Source organism: Pseudomonas anguilliseptica, from assembly GCF_021375795.1.
GTDB lineage: Bacteria > Pseudomonadota > Gammaproteobacteria > Pseudomonadales > Pseudomonadaceae > Aquipseudomonas > Aquipseudomonas anguilliseptica_A.
Map to the genome: position 1 here is coordinate 88,276 of NZ_JAEIOI010000004.1, position 23,633 is coordinate 111,908.

Annotated in this window: 20 protein-coding genes; 9 read left to right on the forward strand and 11 right to left on the reverse strand. The window is 62.4% G+C overall.

Annotated features, from left to right (window positions below):
* Positions 1 to 36 precede the first annotated feature (36 nt).
* The 8 genes from tldD to mreB form a co-directional block, all read right to left on the reverse strand.
* Positions 37 to 1,494, reverse strand: a complete 1,458-nt coding sequence (tldD, locus tag IOD17_RS15115; protein ID WP_233685888.1) for a metalloprotease TldD — start codon at positions 1,492 to 1,494, stop codon at positions 37 to 39.
* A gap of 16 nt (positions 1,495 to 1,510) precedes the next feature.
* Positions 1,511 to 2,365, reverse strand: coding sequence for a carbon-nitrogen hydrolase family protein (locus IOD17_RS15120; protein WP_233685889.1), 855 nt, complete (start codon positions 2,363 to 2,365; stop codon positions 1,511 to 1,513).
* A gap of 85 nt (positions 2,366 to 2,450) precedes the next feature.
* Positions 2,451 to 6,284: a YhdP family protein gene (locus tag IOD17_RS15125; protein WP_233685890.1), complete on the reverse strand. Its 3,834-nt coding sequence runs from the start codon at positions 6,282 to 6,284 to the stop codon at positions 2,451 to 2,453.
* 22 nt (positions 6,285 to 6,306) lie between these two features.
* On the reverse strand, positions 6,307 to 7,764 hold the full coding sequence (rng, locus tag IOD17_RS15130) for a ribonuclease G (RefSeq protein ID WP_233685891.1): 1,458 nt from the start codon (positions 7,762 to 7,764) through the stop codon (positions 6,307 to 6,309).
* 58 nt (positions 7,765 to 7,822) lie between these two features.
* Positions 7,823 to 8,422 carry a Maf family protein gene (locus IOD17_RS15135; RefSeq protein WP_233685892.1) on the reverse strand — a complete coding sequence of 200 codons (600 nt, stop codon included), beginning with the start codon at positions 8,420 to 8,422 and terminating at the stop codon, positions 7,823 to 7,825.
* A 43-nt stretch (positions 8,423 to 8,465) separates the two neighbouring features.
* Positions 8,466 to 8,951 carry a rod shape-determining protein MreD gene (gene mreD / locus IOD17_RS15140; protein ID WP_233685893.1) on the reverse strand — a complete coding sequence of 162 codons (486 nt, stop codon included), beginning with the start codon at positions 8,949 to 8,951 and terminating at the stop codon, positions 8,466 to 8,468.
* A complete protein-coding gene (gene mreC, locus IOD17_RS15145; RefSeq protein WP_257777851.1) occupies positions 8,951 to 9,910 on the reverse strand; it encodes a rod shape-determining protein MreC in 960 nt (319 codons plus the stop codon). Before mreC ends, mreD begins: the two co-directional genes overlap by 1 nt.
* A gap of 87 nt (positions 9,911 to 9,997) precedes the next feature.
* Complete coding sequence (gene mreB, locus IOD17_RS15150; RefSeq protein WP_090255536.1) at positions 9,998 to 11,035, reverse strand: rod shape-determining protein MreB; 1,038 nt, start codon at positions 11,033 to 11,035, stop codon at positions 9,998 to 10,000.
* A gap of 239 nt (positions 11,036 to 11,274) precedes the next feature.
* Here mreB and gatC point away from each other — a divergent pair, with 239 nt between their 5' ends.
* The 6 genes from gatC (at position 11,275) to IOD17_RS15180 (ending at position 16,602) form a co-directional block, all read left to right on the forward strand.
* Positions 11,275 to 11,562: an Asp-tRNA(Asn)/Glu-tRNA(Gln) amidotransferase subunit GatC gene (gatC, locus tag IOD17_RS15155; protein WP_233685894.1), complete on the forward strand. Its 288-nt coding sequence runs from the start codon at positions 11,275 to 11,277 to the stop codon at positions 11,560 to 11,562.
* Between the two features lie 15 nt (positions 11,563 to 11,577).
* Positions 11,578 to 13,029 (forward strand): Asp-tRNA(Asn)/Glu-tRNA(Gln) amidotransferase subunit GatA, encoded by a 1,452-nt coding sequence (gene gatA / locus IOD17_RS15160; protein ID WP_233685895.1) that lies wholly within the window; start codon positions 11,578 to 11,580, stop codon positions 13,027 to 13,029.
* Between the two features lie 12 nt (positions 13,030 to 13,041).
* Positions 13,042 to 14,490 (forward strand): Asp-tRNA(Asn)/Glu-tRNA(Gln) amidotransferase subunit GatB, encoded by a 1,449-nt coding sequence (gene gatB / locus IOD17_RS15165; protein ID WP_233685896.1) that lies wholly within the window; start codon positions 13,042 to 13,044, stop codon positions 14,488 to 14,490.
* A 147-nt stretch (positions 14,491 to 14,637) separates the two neighbouring features.
* Positions 14,638 to 15,012 carry a septal ring lytic transglycosylase RlpA family protein gene (locus IOD17_RS15170; protein ID WP_233685897.1) on the forward strand — a complete coding sequence of 125 codons (375 nt, stop codon included), beginning with the start codon at positions 14,638 to 14,640 and terminating at the stop codon, positions 15,010 to 15,012.
* 100 nt (positions 15,013 to 15,112) lie between these two features.
* Positions 15,113 to 16,201, forward strand: coding sequence for a calcium/sodium antiporter (locus IOD17_RS15175; protein ID WP_233685898.1), 1,089 nt, complete (start codon positions 15,113 to 15,115; stop codon positions 16,199 to 16,201).
* Between the two features lie 23 nt (positions 16,202 to 16,224).
* Positions 16,225 to 16,602 (forward strand): carboxymuconolactone decarboxylase family protein, encoded by a 378-nt coding sequence (locus IOD17_RS15180; RefSeq protein WP_233685899.1) that lies wholly within the window; start codon positions 16,225 to 16,227, stop codon positions 16,600 to 16,602.
* Between the two features lie 55 nt (positions 16,603 to 16,657).
* Here the strand turns inward: IOD17_RS15180 and IOD17_RS15185 are convergent, their stop codons facing one another.
* The 3 genes from IOD17_RS15185 to IOD17_RS15195 all read right to left on the reverse strand — a co-directional run bounded on the left by IOD17_RS15185 (position 16,658) and on the right by IOD17_RS15195 (position 19,594).
* Positions 16,658 to 17,599, reverse strand: coding sequence for an AEC family transporter (locus IOD17_RS15185; RefSeq protein WP_233685900.1), 942 nt, complete (start codon positions 17,597 to 17,599; stop codon positions 16,658 to 16,660).
* Between the two features lie 168 nt (positions 17,600 to 17,767).
* On the reverse strand, positions 17,768 to 18,328 hold the full coding sequence (locus tag IOD17_RS15190; RefSeq protein ID WP_233685901.1) for a response regulator transcription factor: 561 nt from the start codon (positions 18,326 to 18,328) through the stop codon (positions 17,768 to 17,770).
* A gap of 12 nt (positions 18,329 to 18,340) precedes the next feature.
* The gene (locus IOD17_RS15195) at positions 18,341 to 19,594 is read right to left on the reverse strand and encodes an ATP-binding protein (protein WP_160089156.1); all 1,254 of its coding nucleotides are present in this window, start codon (positions 19,592 to 19,594) and stop codon (positions 18,341 to 18,343) included.
* Positions 19,595 to 19,789: 195 nt separating this feature from the next.
* On the opposite strand from IOD17_RS15195, the gene IOD17_RS15200 reads away from it, so the two are divergent.
* The 3 genes from IOD17_RS15200 to IOD17_RS15210 all read left to right on the forward strand — a co-directional run bounded on the left by IOD17_RS15200 (position 19,790) and on the right by IOD17_RS15210 (position 23,449).
* Complete coding sequence (locus IOD17_RS15200; protein WP_233685902.1) at positions 19,790 to 20,497, forward strand: SIMPL domain-containing protein; 708 nt, start codon at positions 19,790 to 19,792, stop codon at positions 20,495 to 20,497.
* Between the two features lie 231 nt (positions 20,498 to 20,728).
* Positions 20,729 to 22,327 (forward strand): ABC transporter substrate-binding protein, encoded by a 1,599-nt coding sequence (locus tag IOD17_RS15205; protein WP_233685903.1) that lies wholly within the window; start codon positions 20,729 to 20,731, stop codon positions 22,325 to 22,327.
* A 111-nt stretch (positions 22,328 to 22,438) separates the two neighbouring features.
* Positions 22,439 to 23,449 carry an ABC transporter permease subunit gene (locus IOD17_RS15210; RefSeq protein ID WP_233686024.1) on the forward strand — a complete coding sequence of 337 codons (1,011 nt, stop codon included), beginning with the start codon at positions 22,439 to 22,441 and terminating at the stop codon, positions 23,447 to 23,449.
* Positions 23,450 to 23,633 lie beyond the last annotated feature (184 nt).

The following is a 23,633-nucleotide window of genomic DNA, read 5'->3' on the forward strand; positions in this document are numbered from 1 at the left end:
ATTGGGCTGCACACCATGCAACCCAATCGACGGTCTTTAGCTGCCTGTCCCGCCCACCGTAATCGCATCGATTTTCAGCGTTGGCTGGCCCACGCCAACTGGTACTGACTGACCATCCTTGCCGCAGGTACCGACACCGCTGTCCAGCGCCAGGTCGTTACCGACCATCGACACCTTGCTCATGGCCTCCGGGCCATTACCGATCAGGGTGGCGCCCTTGACTGGCGCAGTAATCTTGCCGTCCTCGATCAGGTAAGCCTCACTGGTGGAGAACACGAACTTGCCGCTGGTGATATCCACCTGACCGCCACCGAGGTTGGCGCAGTAGATACCCTTCTTCACCGAGCGGATGATTTCTTCCGGATCGCTTTCGCCGGCCAGCATGTAGGTATTGGTCATACGCGGCATCGGCAGGTGCGCATAGGATTCACGCCGGCCATTGCCGGTAGCTGCAACGCCCATCAGGCGGGCATTCAGCTTGTCCTGCATATAGCCTTTGAGCACGCCGTTTTCGATCAAGGTGGTGCACTGGGTCTGGGTGCCTTCGTCATCCATGCTCAGCGAACCACGACGCTCGGCCAAGGTTCCGTCATCGACAATGGTGCACAGGCTGGAGGCCACTTGTTCGCCCACTCGACCGCTGTAGGCCGAACTGCCCTTGCGGTTGAAGTCACCTTCCAGGCCATGACCAACCGCCTCGTGCAGCAGTACGCCGGACCAGCCAGCACCCATCACCACCGGCATACTGCCAGCCGGTGCTGGAATGGCCTCCAGATTGACCAGAGCCTGACGCAGGGCCTCGCGGGCATAGCCCATGGCTCGTTCTTCATTGTTGCTGGTTTGCGCCAGGAAATAGCGGTAGTCGGTGCGCCCACCACCACCATGGCCGCCACGCTCACGGCGGCCATTCTGTTCAACGATCACACTGACGTTGAAGCGCACCAGGGGGCGAACGTCCGCGCCCAGGCTGCCATCATTGGCGGCGACCAGAATGCGGTCCCAAACGCCGGCCAGGCTGACAGTAACCTGCTTGATCCGCGGATCGAGCGCACGGGTGGCGACATCGATGCGCTTGAGCAACTCGACCTTCTCTGCCCGACTGAGCACATCCAGCGGGTTGTCCTGGGCATACAGGGGCTTGAGCAAGGGACTGCTGAACGCTTGCACACGACCATTTTGTCCGGCGCGGGCAATTGAACGGGCGGCACGTGCCGCCTGGCTCAGGGCATTGGCGGTAATCGCATTGCTGTAGGCAAACCCGGTTTTTTCGCCGGACTGGGCGCGCACACCGACACCTTGATCGAGGTTGAAGCTGCCTTCCTTGACGATGCCATCCTCCAGCGCCCAGGTTTCCGAGACCTGACTCTGGAAATACAGATCCGCCGCATCGATACCCGGCCCGGCCAACTCGGCCAACACCCCCGGCAAATGCTCAATGCTCAGGCCGCCTGGGCCCAGCAGATGCTCACTGACGGACATCAACATAGTGTTCATGGCTGCTTTATCTCGTTCATGACTGTTGCATACCTGACTGCCGCAATTCGGCCGCCGCAAAAAATCGTTTATGACTGACCACCGGCATACGCTGACGGATCGCCGCCTGCTCCTCGGCATCACGCTCGGCCACCAGCACACCTGGGCCATGTGGCAGCTCGGCCAGCACGCGCCCCCAGGCATCGACCAGCGCCGAATGACCAAAGGTCTCGCGCCCGCCCGGGTGCGTGCCACCCTGCCCGGCAGCCAGCACATAGCACTGGGTTTCGATGGCGCGGGCGCGGGTCAGCACCTGCCAATGCGCCGCGCCAGTCACTGCAGTGAACGCGGCTGGCGCGCTGATCAACTCGACCCCAGCGGTACGCAGGGCGCTGTACAGCTCAGGGAAGCGCAGGTCATAACAGACCGTCAGGCCCAGACGTCCGACCGGTGTATCGGCCACTACAACCTGGCTGCCGAAGGCGTAATCGTCAGACTCGCGATAACGACCATGACTGTCGCTGACATCCACATCGAACAGGTGCAGCTTGTCATAACGCGCCACGCGCTGCCCCTGCGCATCGACCAGCAGTGAGCAGGCATGCGGTTTAGCGTCTGGCTGGTCATCGGGGGGCAAAGGCAAGGTGCCTGCCACGACCCACAAGCCCAGATCCCGCGCCGCCTGTCGCAGCCACGGCAGAATCGGCCCCGTACCCAGCGCTTCGGCATGCCCGAGGCTGGCCAGATCACGCCGGCCCATAGCCGCAAAGTTTTCCGGCAGCACCGCCAGGCGCGCCCCTTGCGCAGCAGCCTGCTCCAGCAATTGCCGCGCCTGCGCCAGATTGGCAAGGACGTCGGCCTGACTGACCATCTGAATCACCGCAAGGGTCATGACTGTCGTATCTCAACACAGGGCTATGCCATCAGCTTACAAGCCCTGCCGGCAGACTGCACGGCTGGGCGTTTGTCAGCCAGGCTTACTGAGGTTTTTCGAAGGGCTTGTCGAAGCTGATGTCGGGGTTCTGCCAAGGCCCGGTTACGTCATATTGCACGCTGGCAAAACGCGCCACGCGATCACCCAGCAACTTGTCAGCGACAAACAGCGCCCCGCCAATGGCCGGTGCCCCGACGATCAGCGCGGCCAATGGCAGGTTGTTGGTAACCGGCAAGGTGACCAGCAACTTGGCATCGATACGATCATTGGCCATGTCCAGCGTGCCATTGAGTTCCAGGTTGCTCGACGGCCCGGTCAGGGTGATCGGCTCGCGGGTGACAAACACACCGCTCTTGGCCTCCAGCACCCCCTTGACCCGGTCGTAGCTCAAGCCTTTGCCAAGCAGATCGGAGAAGTCCAGGCGCAAGCGCCGTCCGATCGAGTTGAAGTTGAGCAGGCCGAATACCCGCAGCGCCGAAGCCGGGCCTTCAACTTCGGAGAACTGACCTTTGCGCAGGGATGCATCAAGGTAGCCGCTGAAGCGTTTCATGCCGAACCAGGCCGGCGAGCCAGGCCAGTCGCCATCCACATCCAGATGGAAATCGCGACTGCTGGCAGTGGGCGCATAGCCCCAGGCAATCAGCACATCGGCCAGGTCAGCACCGCCCAGACGCCCTTTATAGGCGGTGCGTACACCGTTAGCCGTGTGTTGCCAGGTAGCCCGGCCTGCGACGTTCAAACCCTTGAGGTTGAGGTCCAGCTCATTGAAATGTACACCCGTGCTGACTGGCCGCGCCTTGAATGACCAGCCGCCTAGCGGCTCGATACCCTGAAAGACCTGGGCGACTCGCACATCCAGTGCCGGGAAAGCTGTCGGGTCGAAGCCGGCCAGCGGGTCTGGCTTCTCCACTTCCGGGGCATCGGCGATCTTCGGTTCCGCCGCCGGCAAGCGCAGGTAATCCAGCTGCACGGCGATGGGCTGGGTGGCCTCGTCCGGCAAACCTATCGTGCCTTTCAGACGCTGACTGTCGAGGCTGACCGCCCAGCGGGCTGCGTCACGCTGCACCCCGACCTCAAGGGCCTCCAGGCTGATGCCAAAGCCACTGAAACGGCCGATACGCAGTTGGGCATCCTTGAACAGTTGCTGGGCATCCTGCTTCGGCACCTGCGCATAGGGTTGCAACGCCTGCTGCCAGGCCGACCAATCCAGCTCGGCCACCCGTCCACGCACGCGCAGGCCAGGGCTGGTGGGCAGGCTGGCCGGGCCATCGGCCAGGCGCAGCTCACCGCGCCCCTGGTTGAACTGCCCCGCACTCGCAGCAAACGACAGGCTGAGCAGCTCGGCATACTCCAGCCAATAGCGCTGCTCACGCCCACCGAGGCTCATGCGCCACTGCGTTGCGCGCTCCTCGGCAGCGCTCTTGCCGAAGGGAGCCGGCAGCGCCACCGCAGCACCTTTAAGGCTGGAACTGACGCGTAGCTGACTGTCGGCACCGTCCAGGATCAGGTTCAGGCGATACGGCAGGTTGCCACTGACCGGCAGCGGCTGAGTCACGCCCAGCCAGCTACTCAGCTCCTTGACGGCGATCTGCCCATTGGCCTCAATGCGGCTGCGCGCTTTGCCCCGCGCCCCTTCGGCCAGGGCCTTGGCACGTACTGCGTGCCCCAGCACCTGGGCGCGAATATCCGGCGCGCTGAGGCCGCTGGCGGTGTTGTAACGGAAGGCCCCCTGCAACTGGGTGAACTGCAACGGTGGACTGGGCAGGCTGAGCTGCGCATCGGCCGTGGCAAAATCCACCACCACCGCAGACGCCAAGCCTTTGCGCAGCGGCAGATCGAGCTTCAGCTTGCCCGCCAGCGCGCCATCGCCACTCCAGCCGGCAAAGGTCGGCGCGGTACCGATGGGCGCCTGCTGCAGAATCTGCAGAGCATCAACCACGCTGCTGTCCAGTTCGGCATCGAGCAACAGGCGCGGCGGCTGACCCGGCAGCGCGGTGGCAACCACCGCCTGGGCATTGCGCACCTGGCTGTCGAGAATCCGCCCTTGAGCCAACTCGACACGCACGCCGCTGTCTTCGATCAGCACTCGCCCACGCCCCTCACGCAGCGACGGCCAGCCCGGCTGAAACGCCAGCTCGGCATCGTGCACGGCAAAGAACAGGCTGATACTGCGCGCGGCCGCCTCTGCCCCCTTGTTCAGCGAGCCCTGGTACTGGAAATAGCCTTCATCGACCGCGCCGGAGCGGATCGCCGCCTTCAGCCAGGCATCCAGATCGTGACTCATACCCGGCGAGCGGCTGGGCAGGTACTTCTCGGTAAAGCGTGCATCGCCATTGCGCAGGCCAACGCGCAGGTCCATGTAATCCTCTTCGGCAGGATCACGGCGCAGACGAATCAGAAAATCCCCGGCTACCGGCCCTTCCTCACCCACCACCTGCAAATACGGGCTGCGCAGGGTGAAGGCCTGCTCGTCGAGCTGCCAGGTCAAGCGGGCCTTGGCCGTCTTGTAGTGCCAGGGCAAGGGAAACAGGGTGTCCAAGTGCAGGGAGAAATCCTCACTGTCGACACGCAGCTCGCCCTGCCCGAGGTCACCGCTGATACTGCCGCTGACGTTTTCTGCTGCGGGCGAGCCGAGGTAGGCAGCAAAGCCGATGCGCTGCAGATTGGCGGCAAACTGCAGGCGCTTGCTGTCAGTCAGACGAGGTCGGTAGTCGAGCTGAATATTCTGCAACGTGCCATGTGGCTTGAGTTGCGCCAGTAACGCCAGAGCGTTATCCGGCAGCGGCGCCAGAGCTGCTACCAGCGGCTGCAGCGGCGCCAGATCAAGGCGGTCGGCACTGAGCAGCCATTGCTCCTGCAACTCTGCGCTCTCCGCTTGCTGGGTCAGGGCCAGGCGCACATCACCCCAGCGCTTGTCGTCTCGGCTGAAAGCCAGGTCATCCAGCAACAGCTTGAAACCCTGCTCGGTGCGGCTGAAATAGCCATTCAGCGTCAGATTGTGCAGGGCAACCGATTCACGCTCGGCATAACCAGCCTGGATCTGCGGGGCATGCAGACGGCTGACCACGCGTTGCACCTGGCCCTTGGCCCAGGCCAGCCAGACTTCGCCGCCCAGTTGCAGCTGCTCAAGCCGCCACTGTGCCAGCAGGCTGGCCGGCACCCAGGCTGCCCAATCGCTCTGTGGCAGGCTCAGATAGACGTCGACCTGGGCATCCTGCCAACGTTCGGCGCGCAGGCGGGTACGCACTTGCAACGCCAGTGGCTGCCCGTCCGGCAACAGCAGCCGGCCATCCAGGCGTTGCCGCACAGGGCCGTTGAGCAAACTCAGGTTGACATAGGTCAGCGTGCGCGCCGGCTGTGCATAAGCCTGCAGAGTGACCTGACTGTTGAGCAGCGACAGCCGCTTGACCACCTGCAGCTGACGCAGCGTCTGGGCCAGATCCAGCGGTGCCGCCGGGTTGCGTTGCGGCAAGCCCTTGAGCGCCCACTGCCCCTGAGCATCCTGCTCCAGCACCAATTGCAAGCCGTCGACTTCAAGCCGCGCCACACGCAACTGACGCGCCAGCAGGCTGCCGAGCACATCCGGCACCACCCGCACCTGATCCAGCTGCAGAGCACCTGCGCCCTCGCCGACGGCCACGTCATGGGCGGTCAGTACGGGCGAAAAGCCCTGCCACAACCCTTCCAACGCGCCGATCTGCACAGGCATCGCCAGCGCTTCACGGGCCTTGTCTTCAGCATCAAGCCGGTACTCGGCCACCAGCGGCACCAGCTCGCGGCCCAGGCTGACATAAAACGCCGCCAGCACCAGCGCCAGGGCACACAGCCCCAATGCGGCTCGCACCAGCCAGGCAAATCCGCGCGCCAGCTGCTCCATTCAGTTCAGGCCCGCTTGCATGTCAGAGCAACACCACATCGTACTGCTCCTGGGAATACATGGTTTCCACCTGGAACTTGATGGTGCGACCGATAAAGGCTTCGAGATCGGCGACGTTACCCGACTCTTCATCGAGCAGGCGATCAACCACTTTCTGATTGGCCAGCACCCGGTAGCCTTCCGGCTGATAGGCGCGCGCCTCGCGCAGAATCTCGCGGAAGATCTCGTAGCAGGTGGTTTCCGCCGTCTTCAGCTTGCCGCGTCCCTGACAGGCGCTGCACGGTTCGCACAGCACTTGTTCAAGGCTTTCACGGGTGCGCTTGCGGGTCATCTGAACCAGGCCCAACTCGGTGATGCCGATGATGTTGGTCTTGGCGTGATCGCGCTCCAGTTGCTTCTCCAGGGTACGCAGCACCTGGCGCTGATGCTCTTCATCTTCCATGTCGATGAAGTCGATGATGATGATCCCGCCGATATTGCGCAGGCGCAGCTGGCGGGCAATCGCCGTGGCTGCCTCCAGGTTGGTCTTGAAGATGGTTTCTTCCAGGGTGCGGTGACCGACGAACGCGCCGGTGTTCACATCGATGGTGCTCATCGCCTCGGCCGGGTCGATGATCAGATAGCCGCCGGATTTGAGCGGTACCTTGCGCTCCAAAGCCTTCTGGATTTCATCCTCGACGCCATACAGATCAAAAATCGGCCGCTCACCGGGGTAATGCTCCAGGCGGTCGGCGATTTCTGGCATCAGCTCATCGACAAACTGGGTGATCTTGCCGAAGGTCTCGCGCGAGTCGACGCGAATCTTCTCGATCTTCGGGTTGACCAGGTCACGCAGAGTGCGCAGCGCCAGGGACAGATCCTCGTAGATCACCAGCGGCGTTGGGCCGACTTTCATCTGCGTGGCGATCTGCTCCCACAGCCGGCGCAGGTAGCGGATATCGGCGAGGATTTCATCGGCACCAGCGCCGTCAGCCGCTGTGCGCAGGATAAAACCACCAGATTCCTCAATGCCTTCAGCGGCCACACAATCGGCGACCACCTGTTTGAGGCGCTCACGTTCGGCTTCGTCTTCGATCTTCAGCGAAATCCCGACATGCGCCGTACGCGGCATGTACACCAGGTAGCGCGAGGGAATCGACAGCTGCGTGGTCAGGCGTGCGCCCTTGCTGCCAATCGGGTCCTTGGTCACCTGCACCACCAGGCTCTGGCCTTCGTGCACCAGAGCGCTGATGCTTTCCACGGCCGGGCCTTCACGGCTGGAGATTTCCGCCGCATGGATAAATGCCGCGCGCTCCAGGCCGATGTCGACGAACGCCGCCTGCATGCCCGGCAGCACGCGCACCACCTTGCCCTTGTAGATGTTGCCGACAATGCCGCGCTTCTGCGTGCGCTCGACATGCACTTCCTGCAGCACGCCGTTTTCCACCACCGCCACGCGCGATTCCATCGGCGTGATATTGATCAGAATTTCTTCGCTCATGCATCCCACTCTGCGCGATGACGCGACCGCCCAAACCCTTGGTTGAAGCGGCAGCCTCTTAACTGTTGACCGGCACTGTCTGCCAGCACGGAATAGCAAATTCTGCGAGTAACGCTGCGGTCTCACACAGGGGTAACCCTACCACTGCCGAGTAGCTGCCTTGCAGCTGGCTGACAAACACCGCCGCCAAGCCCTGGATTCCATAACTGCCGGCCTTGTCTTGCGGCTCGCCGCTGGCCCAGTAGGCCTCGATTTCCGCCTGAGTCAACGGGCGGAAGGTCACCTGGCTTGTGACCACCCGCGCGACCTGGCGTTCGCGGCTGACCAAGGCCACCGCCGTGAGTACCTGGTGGCTGCGTCCGGACAAGGCCTGCAAAGTCGCCAAAGCGTCTGCACGGTCGCGCGGTTTGCCAAGAATGTGCCCATCCAGCACCACAGCCGTATCGGCACCAAGTACCACCGCGCCATCGGAATCGGCCAAGGCCGCCAGCCCGGCATGCCCTTTGGCGAGTGCCAGGCGCTCTACATAGGCGAGCGGCGACTCACCTGGCAATGCATTTTCATCAATCGGTGCGATTTGCGTGAGAAAGGGCACACCAATTTGCGTCAGCAACTCACGCCGACGCGGCGACCCGGAGGCAAGATAGAGGGTGGCCATGCAGACTTCTCCCTGTCGGATGGTGCAAGGCCGAGGCGCCTGCTCAGTTGACGCCGGTACGCTGATGCAGCCCACGCAGGATTGCGCAGACCCAGGGCCAGAGCAAGGCACTGACCAGCGCCGGCAGGACAAATTCCAGGGTGGGTGGGCGACTACCGGTCAGCGCGTTCAGCCACAGCTGCACCAGCTGGGCCAGCCCGAAGACCACCAACAACACAGTGCTCTGCTGCCACATCGGAAACATGCGCAAACGCTGGTGCAGGGTCAGCACCAGGAAGGTAATCAGGGTCAGGATCAGGGCGTTCTGCCCCAACAGGGTGCCATTCAGAACATCCGCCAGCAGCCCCAGGGCCCAGGCTGTGGTCATGCCCACGCGATGCGGCAAGGCCAGCACCCAGTAGGTCAGAAACAGCGCCAGCCACAGCGGGCGGCCTAGTTCCATAAACTTGGGCATGCTCGATACGCTGAGTAACAGCGCCAGAGCGAACGTCAGCCAGACCACCCAGATATTGCTTGATCGTGCGGCCATTATTGCGCTGCCTCCGACGGCGTGGCGGGGGTCGCAGGCGCTTCGGCAGCCTGAGTCGCGGGTTGTGCCTGCTGCAGAATTTCTCGGTCCAGGGCTTCCTGGGCCTGCGCCGATTCGGTGGCCCGCTGTTCCGGGGTGCGCGGATCAGTGAACACCAACAGCATGTAACGGCTGCGGTTGAGCATGGCGGTTGGCACCGCACGCACGATGGCAAAAGGTTGCCCCGAGTCGTGGATCACTTCACTGACCATGGCCACCGGGTAACCGGCCGGGAAACGCTGACCAAGACCGGAGCTGACCAGCAGATCACCTTCCTTGATGTCAGCGGTATCCGCCACATGCCGCAGCTCTAGACGCTCCGGGTTACCGGTACCACTGGCAATGGCTCGCAAGCCATTGCGATTGACCTGTACCGGGATGCTGTGGGTAGTGTCCGTGAGCAGCAACACACGCGAGGTATAGGGCATGACCTCGACCACTTGCCCCATCAGACCACGTGCATCAAGTACGGGCTGCCCCATCACCACGCCGTCCTTCTCGCCCTTGTCGATCAGGATGCGGTGGGTAAAGGGATTGGGGTCGATACCGATCAGCTCAGTAGCCAGCACGTCGTCGTCGACCAGCGCGGCCGAGTTGAGCAGCTCACGCAGGCGCACGTTTTGCTCGGTAAGAGCGGCAAGCTTTTGCAGGCGGCGCTGCATCATCAGCTGTTCAGCCTTGAGCCTCTCGTTCTCGGCGGTCAGCTCGCTGCGGCTGCTCAGCTCCTGCGTAGCGCTTTCCCACAGACGTACCGGCAAGCGCCCGACCCAGTAAACCGGCTCGACAATCAGGCCCAGCTGCGCACGCAGCGGCTGCAACAGGGTGAAGCGCGCGTCGACCACCATCAGCGCAGCCGACAGCACGGTGAACACCAGCAGGCGCACACCCAGCGAAGGACCTTTGGCAAATAGCGGTTTGATCGGCAGCTCCTCACAGCGTCAGGCAGCAAAACAAAAGCTGCAAGCGGGGAACCCCGGCTTGCAGCTCAAGACTTGGAGCGGTCGCGCTTATTCCGAGGACAGCAAGTCCATGGTGTGGCGATCCATCATTTCCAGAGCCTTGCCGCCACCGCGAGCCACGCAAGTCAGCGGGTCTTCGGCAACGATAACCGGCAGGCCGGTTTCCTGCGACAGCAGCTTGTCCAGGTCACGCAGCAGCGCGCCACCACCAGTGAGCACCAGGCCACGCTCGGCGATGTCCGATGCCAGCTCTGGCGGCGATTGTTCCAGCGCGCTCTTCACCGCCTGGACGATGGTCGCCAGGGATTCCTGCAGCGCTTCGAGCACTTCGTTGGAGTTCAGGGTAAAGCTGCGCGGTACGCCTTCGGCCAGGTTACGGCCACGGACGTCGACTTCACGCAGTTCGCCACCGGCGTAGGCGGTGCCGATTTCCTGCTTGATGCGCTCGGCGGTGGATTCACCGATCAGCGAGCCGTAGTTGCGGCGCACGTAGGTGATGATCGCTTCGTCGAAACGGTCGCCGCCGACACGCACGGATTCGGCATACACCACCCCGTTCAGCGAGATCAGGGCGATTTCAGTGGTACCGCCACCGATATCGACGACCATCGAACCGCGGGCTTCTTCAACCGGCAGGCCGGCACCGATGGCAGCAGCCATTGGCTCTTCGATCAGGAACACTTCACGGGCGCCGGCACCGAGGGCCGATTCACGGATGGCACGACGCTCTACCTGAGTGGATTTGCACGGCACGCAGATCAGCACACGTGGCGAAGGCTGCAGAAAGCTGTTTTCGTGAACTTTGTTGATGAAGTACTGCAGCATCTTTTCACAGACGCTGAAGTCGGCGATCACGCCGTCTTTCATCGGGCGGATAGCGGCAATGTTGCCTGGGGTACGGCCAAGCATGCGTTTGGCTTCGGTACCAACCGCCACCACGCTCTTCTGGTTACCGTGGGTACGGATCGCCACAACCGACGGCTCGTTCAGGACGATGCCGCGCTCGCGGACATAAATCAGGGTATTGGCAGTGCCCAGGTCAATCGACAGATCGCTGGAAAACATGCCACGCAGTTTTTTGAACATGGGATAGGGACCCTAGGCAACGCGTGGGTAAAAAAGTGCGGCAAACTCTAACAACGGCAGGGATTTTGAGCAAGGCACCAATATGTTAGATTGCCGGTTTTTCCGGGCTTTACGGCCCATCATCGCGGCCTTTGACCGCCACCTGCCATGCTCCGTTCCCTGCACTTCCCAGCATGGCTACCCGCTCACATTTGCACAGGCAGCCAGCAACTGCGCTGCTCTATATAGGAAGAAACCTGATGGCGCTTGACCGCTCCGACGTGGAGAAAATCGCTCATCTGGCTCGACTGGGCCTGAATGAAGCCGATATCCCGGGTACCACTGCGACCCTCAATAACATTCTCGGCCTGATCGATCAGATGCAGGCCGTCAACACCGACGGCATCGAGCCACTGGCTCACCCGCTGGAAGCCACTCAGCGCCTGCGCGCCGACCAGGTTACCGAACACAACCAGCGCGAGGCCTATCAGGCCATCGCTCCGGCCGTGGAAAACGGTCTGTACCTGGTTCCGAAAGTCATCGAGTAAGGGAAACGCCCAGCCATGTATCAACTGACTCTGGCAGAGATCGCCCGCGGACTCGCCGACAAGCAATTTTCTGCCGAAGAGCTGAGCCGCAGCCTGCTGGCACGCATCAAGCAGCTCGACCCGCAGCTCAACAGCTTTATCAGCGTCACCGAAGACCTGGCCCTGAGCCAGGCCAAAGCGGCCGACGCCCGCCGCGCGGCTGGCGAGAGCGGCGCCCTGCTCGGCGCACCAATCGCCCACAAGGATCTGTTCTGCACCCAGGACATACTGACCAGCTGCGGCTCGAAAATCCTTAGCGGCTTCAAGGCCCCGTATAACGCCACGGTGGTCGAAAAACTCGCCAGCGCCGGCGCGGTGACCCTGGGCAAGCTGAACATGGACGAATTCGCCATGGGCTCAGCCAACGAATCCAGCCACTACGGCGCAGTGAAAAACCCCTGGGACCTGACTCGCGTACCCGGCGGCTCTTCCGGCGGCTCGGCAGCAGCAGTCGCCGCGCGCCTATTGCCGGCGGCCACTGGTACCGATACCGGCGGCTCGATTCGCCAACCAGCAGCGCTGACCAACCTTACCGGGATCAAGCCCACCTACGGCCGCGTCTCGCGCTGGGGCATGATCGCCTACGCCTCCAGCCTCGATCAGGGCGGCCCACTGGCCCGCACTGCAGAAGACTGCGCGCTGATGCTGCAAGCCATGGCCGGTTTTGACAGCAAGGACAGCACCAGCGTCGATCAACCGGTTGACGACTACCTCGCCGCCCTGAGTCAGCCGCTCGCTGGCCTGCGTATCGGCCTGCCGAAGGAATACTTCGGCGCCGGCCTCGACGCCCGTATCGGTGAGAAAGTGATGGCTGTAGTGGAAGCGCTGAAAAAGCTCGGCGCGACCGTCAAGGACATCAGCCTGCCGAATATGCAGCACGCGATTCCCGCCTACTATGTGATCGCCCCGGCCGAAGCCAGCTCCAACCTGTCGCGCTTTGACGGCGTGCGCTTCGGCTACCGCTGCGAGAACCCGAAAGACCTGCAGGACCTGTACAAGCGCTCGCGCGGCGAAGGCTTTGGCGCCGAGGTCAAACGTCGCATCATGGTTGGCACCTACGCGCTGTCCGCCGGTTACTACGACGCTTACTACCTGAAGGCGCAGAAGATCCGCCGGCTGATCAAGAACGACTTCATCGCCGCGTTCAATGACGTCGACGTGATCCTCGGCCCAACCACGCCAAACCTGGCCTGGAAGCTTGGCGAGAAGAACAGCGATCCGGTCGCCGCCTATCTGGAAGACATCTACACCATCACCGCTAACCTGGCCGGCATCCCCGGCTTGTCGATGCCTGCCGGCTTCGTCGATGGCCTGCCGGTCGGTGTGCAACTGCTCGCCCCTTACTTCCAGGAAGGCCGCTTGCTCAACGTCGCCCACCAGTACCAACAGGTTACTGACTGGCACACACAAGCCCCGGCTGGATTCTGAGGACGACTGAATATGCAATGGGAAACCGTAATCGGGCTGGAAATTCACGCCCAGCTCAGCACCCAATCGAAGATCTTCTCGGCCAGCGCCACCACCTTCGGCGCCGAGCCCAACACCCAGGCCAGCCTGGTTGACCTGGGCATGCCCGGCACCCTGCCGGTGCTGAATGCCGAAGCCGTGCGCATGGCCTGCAAGTTCGGCCTGGCGATCGATGCGCACATCGCGCCGCACAACGTCTTCGCCCGCAAGAACTACTTCTACCCGGACCTGCCCAAGGGCTACCAGACCAGCCAGATGGATCACCCCATCGTCGGCAAGGGCTTCCTCGACATCACCCTGGAAGACGGCACGACCAAGCGCATCGGCATCACCCGCGCGCACCTGGAAGAAGATGCCGGCAAGAGCCTGCACGAAGACTTCCACGGCATGAGCGGCATCGACCTCAACCGCGCCGGCACGCCGCTGCTGGAGATCGTTTCCGAGCCGGACATCCGCTCGGCCAAGGAAGCGGTGGCCTACGTTAAAGCCATCCACGCGCTGGTGCGTTACCTGGGCATCTGCGACGGCAACATGGCCGAAGGCTCGCTGCGCTGTGACTGTAACGTCTCGGTACGCCCGAAAGGCCAGGCCGAGTTCGGCACCCGCGCCGAGATCAAGAACGTCAACTCCTTCCGCTTTATCGAAAAAGCCATCAACCATGAAGTGCAACGGCAGATCGAGCTGATCGAGGACGGCGGCAAAGTGGTGCAGGAAACCCGCCTGTACGACCCGAACAAGGATCAGACGCGCTCCATGCGCAGCAAGGAAGAAGCCAACGACTACCGTTACTTCCCCTGCCCGGACCTGCTGCCGGTGGTGATCGAACAGAGCTTCCTCGATGAAGTACGCGCCAGCCTGCCGGAACTGCCGGTGCAGAAGCGCGAGCGCTTCGAGGCGCAGTTCGGCCTGTCCGCCTACGACGCCACGGTGCTGGCCGCCAGCCGCGAACTGGCCGACTACTTCGAAGCCGTCAACGGCGTGTGCGGCGATGCCAAGCTGGCCGCCAACTGGGTGATGGGTGAGCTGTCCAGTCTGCTCAACAAGGACAACCTGGAGATCGAGCAATCGCCGGTTTCCGCCGAACAGCTGGGCGGCATGATCCTGCGCATCAAGGACAACACCATCAGCGGCAAGATCGCCAAGATGGTGTTCGAAGCCCTGGCCGCCGGCGAAGGCGCCAGCGCTGACGAAGTGATCGAGAAGAAAGGCCTCAAGCAGGTCACCGACTCCGGCGCCATCGAAGCCATGCTGGATGAAGTGCTGGCGGCCAACGCCGAGCAGGTCGAGCAGTACCGCGCCTCTGATGAAGCCAAGCGCGGCAAGATGTTCGGCTTCTTCGTCGGCCAGGCCATGAAAGCCTCGAAAGGCAAGGCCAACCCCGGCCAGGTGAACGAACTGCTGAAGAAAAAGCTCGAAGGCTAAGCCGGCAACGCCACGGCAAACGCTGGCCCGGCGACCGACCATGGATGGCCGGGCCGGCACGCCTTACAAGTCAGGGATGGCTTGCTCTATCAACGCCGGGTCAGCCCGGCGTTGTTCTGTCCGCCGCCCATCTGCCCAGGAGCCACCATGCGCCTGTTACTGATCGCCATCACCAGCTTGCTGCTCAGCGCCTGCGCCAGCCATCAGGGCCAGATCGACCCACAGGGTTACCGCGCCGAGGGCCAGGCGTCCTATTACGGCGCGCGCCACCACGGCAACAAGACCGCCAGTGGCGAACGCTTCGACCAGAATGCGCTGACCGCCGCGCACCGCAGCCTGCCCTTCGGCAGCCGGGTGCAGGTCACCAACCTGCGCAACGACAAACGCGTGGTGGTGCGCATCAATGATCGCGGCCCCTACGCCAAGAAGCGCATTATCGACCTTTCGCAAAAAGCCGCCGAACAGCTGGATATGCTGCGCGACGGTGTGGTGCCGGTGCGCGTGGAACAACTGGCCGACTGAACACAGCTGTTTACAAAGATGCGCTAGACAGCCCTGATCAGCCTCTGGCGCAACGCAAGCCGATGATTAAACTAGCGCCACTTTTCTGGAGCTCCCTGCAATGACCCTGATGACCTTTGTTTATCTGATTGCCGGCCTGGTGCTGTTGGTGGCCGGTGCTGAAGTACTGGTTCGCGGCGCGGCCAAGCTGGCGGCGCAATTTGGTATTCCACCACTGATTATCGGCCTGACCGTGGTGGCCTTCGGCACCAGCGCGCCGGAAACTGCAGTCAGCGTACAAGCAGCGCTCAATGGCAGCGGCGATCTGGCTATTGGCAACGTAGTGGGCAGCAATATCGCCAACGTCCTGCTGATTCTTGGCCTGACCGCAGTGGTTGCGCCGCTGATCGTCTCGCGCCAACTGATCCGCTTGGACGTACCGATCATGATCGGTGCCAGCCTGGTCGTGTATGCCCTGGCCTGGGACGGCAGCCTCAGCCGCCTCGATGGCGCCCTGCTGTTTGCTGGCGTGCTGGCCTACACCGGTTTTCTGATTGTCAGCTCGCGCCGCGACAAGAGCAGCAATGAGGACGACGAGTTCGCCAAGGAGTTCGGCCTCAATGAGCCGGCCAAGCCCTACGCCTGGGCGATCAATCTGGGCCTGATCATTGCCGGCCTGGTGCTGCTGGTCAGCGGCTCCAACTTCCTGGTGGAAGGCGCCGTGACACTGGCCCGCTCCCTGGGCATTTCGGAACTGGTGATCGGGCTGACCGTGGTTGCCATCGGCACCTCGCTGCCAGAACTGGCCACCTCGATCATGGCGGCCATCAAAGGCGAGCGTGATATCGCCGTGGGCAATATCGTCGGCAGCAACATCTTCAACCTGCTCTGCGTGCTTGGCCTGGCGTCGCTGGTTTCGCCGCAGGCGATCAACGTGGCCGCCAACGCCCTGGCCTTCGACTTCCCAGTGATGATTGCCGTGGCCGTGGCCTGTTTGCCGATCTTCTTCGCCGGCTATCGCATCAACCGCTGGGAAGGCCTGCTGTTCCTCGCCTATTACGTGGCCTACACGGTCTACCTGGTGCTGTCGTCGACTGGCAAGCCATTCGCCGAGGTCTTCGGTGACGCCATGCTCGGCTACGCCCTGCCACTGACCGCCGTGACCCTGGTGATCATCGCCGGCCGCGCCTGGCACAAGCAGAAAGCCTGACGGCCCACTGGGAGGAAAGCCGCATGAGTGATAGCCACGCACAAGGCCTGAAAGTCCGCCGTGAGGTGATGGGTGACGCCTTTGTCGACCGCGCCCTGGGTAACGCCACGGACTTTACCCAGCCGCTGCAGGACTTCGTCAATGAGCACGCCTGGGGCGGCGTGTGGACCCGGGGCGGGCTGGACCGCAAGACCCGCAGCCTGATCACCCTCTCGGCACTGACCGCGCTGAAATGCCCACAGGAACTCAAGGGCCACGTGCGCGGTGCGCTGAACAACGGCTGCACGGTGGAAGAAATCCGCGAAACCTTGCTGCACTGCGCGGTGTATGCCGGCGTGCCGGCCACTATCGATGCTTTTCGCGCAGCCCAGGAAGTGATCGACGACTTCCAGCAGGCCTGATCGCAACAAACTAAAAAGCCGGGCATTGCCCGGCTTTTTTATGCCCGCGCGCAGGCTAGATCCAGCCCGCCCACTGCAGCACGAACAGCCCGAGGTTGGTGGTCAGCACCGTGGCCAGGGTGGTCAGCACGATAATCGCCGCCGCCAACTGATGGTTGCCGCCCACCGCCTTGGCCATAACGAAACTGGCCGCCGCCGTGGGGCTGGCGAAGTACAGAAAGAGAATCGCCAGATCAGCATCGCGAAAGCCCCACAGCCAGGCCCCTAGGGTGGCCACCAGCGGCAACCAGAGCACCTTCATCAGGCTTGAGCTGATCGCCATGCCACTGCTCTCACGCAGCGATTCTAAGGTCAGGGTGCCGCCAATGCAGATCAGCGCCAGCGGCAGGCTCATCTGCGCAAAATATTCCCCGGAGGTGAGTAACCAGGCCGGCAGGGGAATCTGCCAGGCGGCAAAGGGAATGGCCGCCAGCACACCGATGATCAGCGGATTGCTGAGGATGTTCTTGGTCAGGCTCCAGGCATCGGTCTTGGCCTCAGGGCTGTAGATCGCCAGCACAATCGCCGACAGGGTGTTGTAACTGAGGATCACGACCCCGCCAAGCACCGCACCGACCGACAGGCCGTAGTCTCCGTACATGCTGGTGGCCAGCGCCAGACCGATAATGCCGTTGTTGCCGCGAAATGCGCCCTGGGTGTAGATGCCGCGATCCGCCTCCGGGCAACGCAAAATCGCCCAGCCCCAGGCCAGCAGAAAACAACCCAGGGTCGCCAGCACGAAATACACCAGCAATGCCGGTTGCAAGGCGGTACGCAGGTCCGCCTGGACGATGCCGAGAAACAACAGCGTGGGCAGCGTGCCGCGAAACACCAGCGCCGATGCGGTGTTGATAAAGGCCGCATCAATCAGCCCCAGACGCTTGAGCGCCACGCCGAGAAACAGCATGGAGAACACCGGGGCAGTGACGCTGATGGTTTGCTGAACGACGGCGAGCATGACAGCCCCTGATCAGATAGATAGGCGGCTAATGGTAACAAGGCTGCCTAGCAGAAAGCTTTCAGCAGCCTTTCATGCGGGGAAAAAACGCCGGGAGCGTTTTTAACGTCGCACAGCGACGGCCCGCAGGGCGGGGCCGCCATTGGCAGACAGGCTTACCAGCAGCCTTTAGCGGCGTACCGGACGCTTCTGCAGCTTGCGTTGCAAGGTGCGCCGGTGCATGCCCAGGGCGCGGGCAGTGGCGGAGATATTGCCTTCGTGCTCGCTGAGCACACGCTGGATATGCTCCCATTGCAGGCGATCCACCGACATCGGGTTGTCCGGCACCAGGCTTTCCAGATCGGCATGCTGGGTCAGCAGCGCGGCCAGCACATCGTCGGCATCAGCCGGTTTGCACAGGTAGTTGCAGGCACCACGCTTGATCGCCTCCACCGCGGTGGCAATGCTCGAATAGCCGGTGAGAATCACCACACGCATTTCCGCGTCCAGTTCCAGCAGCTTGGGCAGCAGCACCAGGCCGGAGTCGCCTTCCATTTTCAGGTCAACCACGGCGTAGTCCGGCAGATCCTGCTCGGCCAGGGCCAGACCCTCCTCGGCTGAACCGGCGGTGGACACGCGCAGGCCGCGACGGCTCATGGCACGCGCCATCACACGGGTGAAGGTCGGGTCATCATCAACCAGCAACAGGTGGGGTTGTTCTTCACCTTCGAACAGCACTTCATCGCTCATTCGGGTTTTTCCTTAAGCTCGACCGTAGGCACGCGGCAATTTCAGCTCGGTGAGCGTGCCGCCTTCTTCGTGGTTATACAGTTTAACCGTACCGCCGGCACGGGTGACGCTGGCCTGACTGAGGAACAACCCCAGACCGAACCCCTTGCCCTTGGTGGTGAAAAACGGCCGCCCCAGCTGTTCGGCAATCGCCAGCGGCACACCGGCACCGAAGTCGCGAATGCTCAGGCGCAGCCACTGGTGATCCCAATCCAGGCGAATATCCAGCTTGTCCGGGCAGGCGTCGGCCGCGTTGTTCAGCAGGTTGAGCAGGGCCTGGGTCAGATCGGCCGGCGGCATCATCTTGGGCGGAGTGCCACGGCCCAGGCATTGGTAGCGATAGCTGGCTTCCGGGCGCATCAGGTGCCAGCGATTGAGGGTGGTTTCCAGCCACTCTACCGAAGACAGCTCGATCACCGCCTGACGGCGATCCGCTTCGGCGGCGCGCACCAGATGCTGCAGGGTTTCCTTGCACAGTTTGACCTGTTCCTGCAGCACCGCCAGATCCTCTTGCAGAGTCGGCTCCTGATGCTCGCGGCGCAGTTCCTTGATCAGCACGCTCATGGTCGCCAGTGGCGTACCCAATTCGTGCGCCGCACCAGCAGCCTGGGTCGCCACGGCGAGCAGTTGCTGGTCGCGCAAGCCTTCTTCCCGGCGCTCGGCACGCAGCTCCTCCTGGCGGCGCAGCTCTTCGGCCATCTTCGCCACGAAGAAAGTAATCAGCCCGGCAGCCAGGGCAAAGCTCAGCCACATGCCGTAGATCAGCAGGCTCTCACGCGGGCCGGACGGCAGATCCAGCGGGTGTGACCAGACCAGCAGAAAGGTGTAACCGCCCAGCGCCAGGCCGGACAGAGTGATGGTGTAGAGCCAGGGCAAGGTCGCCGCGGCGATGGTCAGCGGCACCAGGTAATAGGAGACGAAGGGGTTGGTCGAGCCGCCCGAGTAATACAGCAGCAGGCTGTGGATGATCAGGTCGCAGCCCAGCTGCACCGCATACTCCTGCTCAGTCACCGGCCAGGGGCCACGCAGGCGCAGCGCGGTCAGCAGGCACAGCACCAGGGAGATGCCGAGGGTGACACTCAGTTCCAGCCAGGGCAGCGGTAACGCACCCGACTTGTACGCCAGGCCCACAGAACCGGCCTGCGCGGCCAGCACCAGAATGCGGATCAGGGTCAGACGCCAGAGGTTTTGCCGGCTCGCCGACAGTAGCTGCACAGGTGCGAGCATAGAATCTCCAAGATGCCCATTTAGCGAGCCGCAGGAGTATAACCAAGCCTCTGCGAGGCTATCTGCGGCAACACGCCGCAGCGGCAAGCTTGTTGAAAAAAGTGGAACCCGATTTAACCCGTTCAGTCAGATAGCTACGTCTACCCTCTGGAAAGCCGCGCATAACCCATGCGCCCAACATATAAAGGAATCGTCATGCTGCCACTGTCCCGCCTCGCCACTGCCCTGCTGCTGAGCACCACCACCCTGCTGAGCGCCACGGCCATGGCCGACGAGGCCCGATACAACCAGGTTGCCCTGCGCGCTGAAGTGAGCCAGGAAATCGCCCACGACCTGATGCACGTCACCCTCTACAGCGAAGCTCAGGACAGCGACCCGGCCGCCCTCGCCGCGCAGATCAGCAAGACCCTGAATGCCAGCATCGCCCAGGCCCGCCAGGTCAAGGGCGTCAGCGTCGCTTCCGGCAGCCGCAACAGCTACCCGGTTTACGATGAAAAGGGCCAGAAGATCACCGCCTGGCGCGAGCGCGCCGAACTGCGCCTGGAAAGTGCTGACTTCAGCGCGCTGTCCAAGCTCACTGGGGAAATGCTGCACACCCTGAAAATGGGTGGAATGAACTTCAGTATCGCTTCAGACACCCGCAAGACCCACGAAGACGCCCTGCTCAAGGATGCCGTCGCCGCCTTCAAGGCCCGCGCGCAACTGGCCACCGAGGCCCTTGGTGGCAGCGGTTACAAGCTGGTCAGCCTGAACCTCAACAGTGGTGGCTTCCAGCCGCCGATCATGCGTATGGAAGCAATGAAGGGCGCGGCAATGATGGATGCCGCCGCACCGGAAATCGAAGCGGGCTCCAGCCAGGTCAGCATTAATGCCGATGGGGTGATTGAAGTGCAGATGCCCTAAATCTGCTACATCTTGCTACACAGACAAGCAGCGCCGTTATCCGACGATAGCGGCGCTTTGCCATGTTTTTCTCGTCCATTTATAGAAATGCGACACCACGTACAGCTGCATCGTCATTCCTGTTCTCTCTGCGACATACCACTTGTCTACGGCATACGCCCTGCATAGCTTCACCCAAGGTCTCCACAAGAGGCCCCTCAGGATCACAACCACAATAACCATGAGGTCACTATGCGTAAGAACGCCGTCATCCAGGCTTTACTCGCCGCTGGGCTGATCGCCAGCACACCCCTTGCCAGCGCCGCCGGCAACCTGGTGTTCTGCTCCGAAGGCAGCCCCGCCGGGTTCGACCCTGGCCTGTACACCACCGGCACCGACTTCGATGCCGCAGCGGAAACCGTGTTCAACCGCCTGAGCCAGTTCGAGCGTGGCGGCACCGCCGTAATCCCTGGCCTGGCCGAGAAGTGGGACATCAGTGAAGACGGCCTGAGCTACACCTTTCACCTGCGCCCCAAGGTGAAATTCCACACCACCGAATACTTCAAACCGAGCCGCGACTTCAACGCCGATGACGTGCTGTTCACCTTCCAGCGCATGCTCGACAAGGACCACCCGTTCCGCAAAGCCTACCCGTCGGAGTTCCCCTACTTCACCGACATGGGCATGGACGCGAATATCGCCAAGATCGAAAAACTCGACGACATGACCGTCAAGTTCACGCTTAATGAAGTCGACGCCGCCTTTATCCAGAACCTCGCGATGAGCTTCGCCTCGATCCAGTCCGCCGAATACGCCGATAACCTGCTCAAGGCCGGCAAGGCCGCCGATATCAACCAGAAGCCCATCGGTACCGGCCCCTTCGTGTTCAGCCGCTATCAGAAGGACGCGGTGATCCGCTTCAAGGGCAACAAGGAGTATTGGCAACCGGATGAGGTGAAGATCGACAACCTGATCTTCGCCATCAACACCGACGCCTCGGTGCGCATGCAGAAGCTCAAGGCTGGCGAATGCCAGGTGACCCTGTTCCCCCGCCCGGCCGACCTCGATTCGCTGAAGAAAGACCCGAACCTGAACATGCCCGAGCAAGCCGGCTTCAACCTCGGCTATATCGCCTACAACGTCACCCATCCGCCGTTCGACAAACTCGAAGTGCGCCAGGCGCTGGACATGGCGGTGAACAAGCAGGCAATCATCGACGCGGTATACCAGAGCGCCGGTCAGTTGGCGGTGGGCGGCATGCCGCCCACCCAGTGGTCGTATGACACCAGCATCAAGGACCCCGCCTACGATCCGGAAAAGGCCAAGGCGCTGCTCAAGGCCGCCGGCATCAAGGAAGGCACCGAGATCACCCTGTGGGCCATGCCGGTGCAGCGCCCGTACAACCCCAACGCCAAGCTGATGGCCGAAATGCTGCAAAGCGACTGGGCCAAGGTCGGCATCAAGGCCAAGATCGTCAGCTACGAATGGGGCGAGTACCTCAAACGCGCCAAGGCCGGCGAACACGACGCCATGCTGATTGGCTGGAGCGGCGACAACGGTGACCCGGACAACTGGCTGGGCACCCTGTACGGCTGCGACGCCGTGGACGGCAACAACTTCTCCAAGTGGTGCGATGCCGACTACGACAAGCTGGTGAAAGCCGCCAAACGGGTGACCGACACCGCTGAGCGCACCGAGCTGTACAAGCAGGCTCAGGTGATTCTCAAACGTGAAGTGCCGATCACCCCGATCGCCCACTCCACGGTCTACCAGCCGCTGAGCAAGAAGGTCGTAGACTTCAAGATCAGCCCGTTCGCGCTGAACTCGTTCTACGGCGTCGGCGTCAAGTAAGCACGCGCTGCACTCCGCTTGGCGGGCCGTTTATCGGCCTGCCAAGCGGACACCACCCGCATAACAGCGCTCGGCCCTTGCAGCCGGGCGCATATGGGAGCACCCATTTATATGCTGTCCTTTATTGCCCGCCGTTTGGGGCTGCTGATCCCCACCTTTTTCGGCGTCACCCTGTTGACCTTCGCGCTGATCCGCATGATCCCCGGCGATCCGGTGGAAGTGATGATGGGCGAACGCCGCGTCGACCCGGTGATGCATGCCGAGGCCATGGAGCGCCTGGGCCTGAACAAGCCGCTGTACGCTCAATATTTCGACTATATCGGCCAGCTGGCCCAGGGCGACCTGGGTGAATCACTGCGCACCCGCGAAAGCGTATGGAGCGAATTTCTCACCCTGTTCCCCGCCACCCTGGAACTATCCCTGGCCGCCCTGCTGTTCGCCGGCACTCTCGGCCTGATTGCTGGAGTGATTGCCGCCCTCAAGCGCGGCTCGCTGTTCGACCACGGCGTAATGGGCATCTCGCTGGCCGGTTATTCCATGCCGATTTTCTGGTGGGGCCTGCTGCTGATCATGTTCTTCTCGGTGTGGCTGGGCTGGACGCCGGTGTCCGGGCGCATCGACCTGCTCTACGACATCCCGCCGGTCACCGGTTTTATGCTGATCGACACCCTGCTTTCCGGTGAAGAAGGCGCGTTTGTCGACGCCCTGCGCCATCTGATTCTGCCGGCCATTGTGCTCGGCACCATTCCGCTGGCGGTCATCGCGCGGATGACCCGCTCGGCAATGCTCGAAGTGCTGCGCGAGGACTATGTGCGCACCGCCCGCGCCAAGGGCCTGTCGCCGGCCCGCGTAGTGTTCGTGCACGGCCTGCGCAATGCACTGATCCCGGTGCTCACGGTTTTCGGCCTGCAGGTCGGCGCGCTGCTGGCGGGCGCGGTACTGACCGAAACCATCTTCTCCTGGCCGGGCATTGGTAAATGGCTGATCGAGTCGATCAGCGCGCGTGACTACCCGGTGGTGCAGAACGGCATCCTGCTGATCGCCTGCCTGGTGATCCTGGTCAACTTCGTGGTGGACATCCTCTATGGACTGGCCAATCCACGCATTCGCCATCAGCGCTAAGAACCTGCCCATGGCCAGCTGCGCGTCGGCGATACCGTGTCAAAACCAGCTTCGGAAGCTGCTTGCTGCTAACGCCATTCAGGGCGGCCCCAGAGGGGCGAGCGAAGCGAGTCATGCTCATGTGCAACAGCACACTCCGCTTCCTCAGCTGCTTTTTCCTTGTCTCGCGCTAGCTCGCGAGACC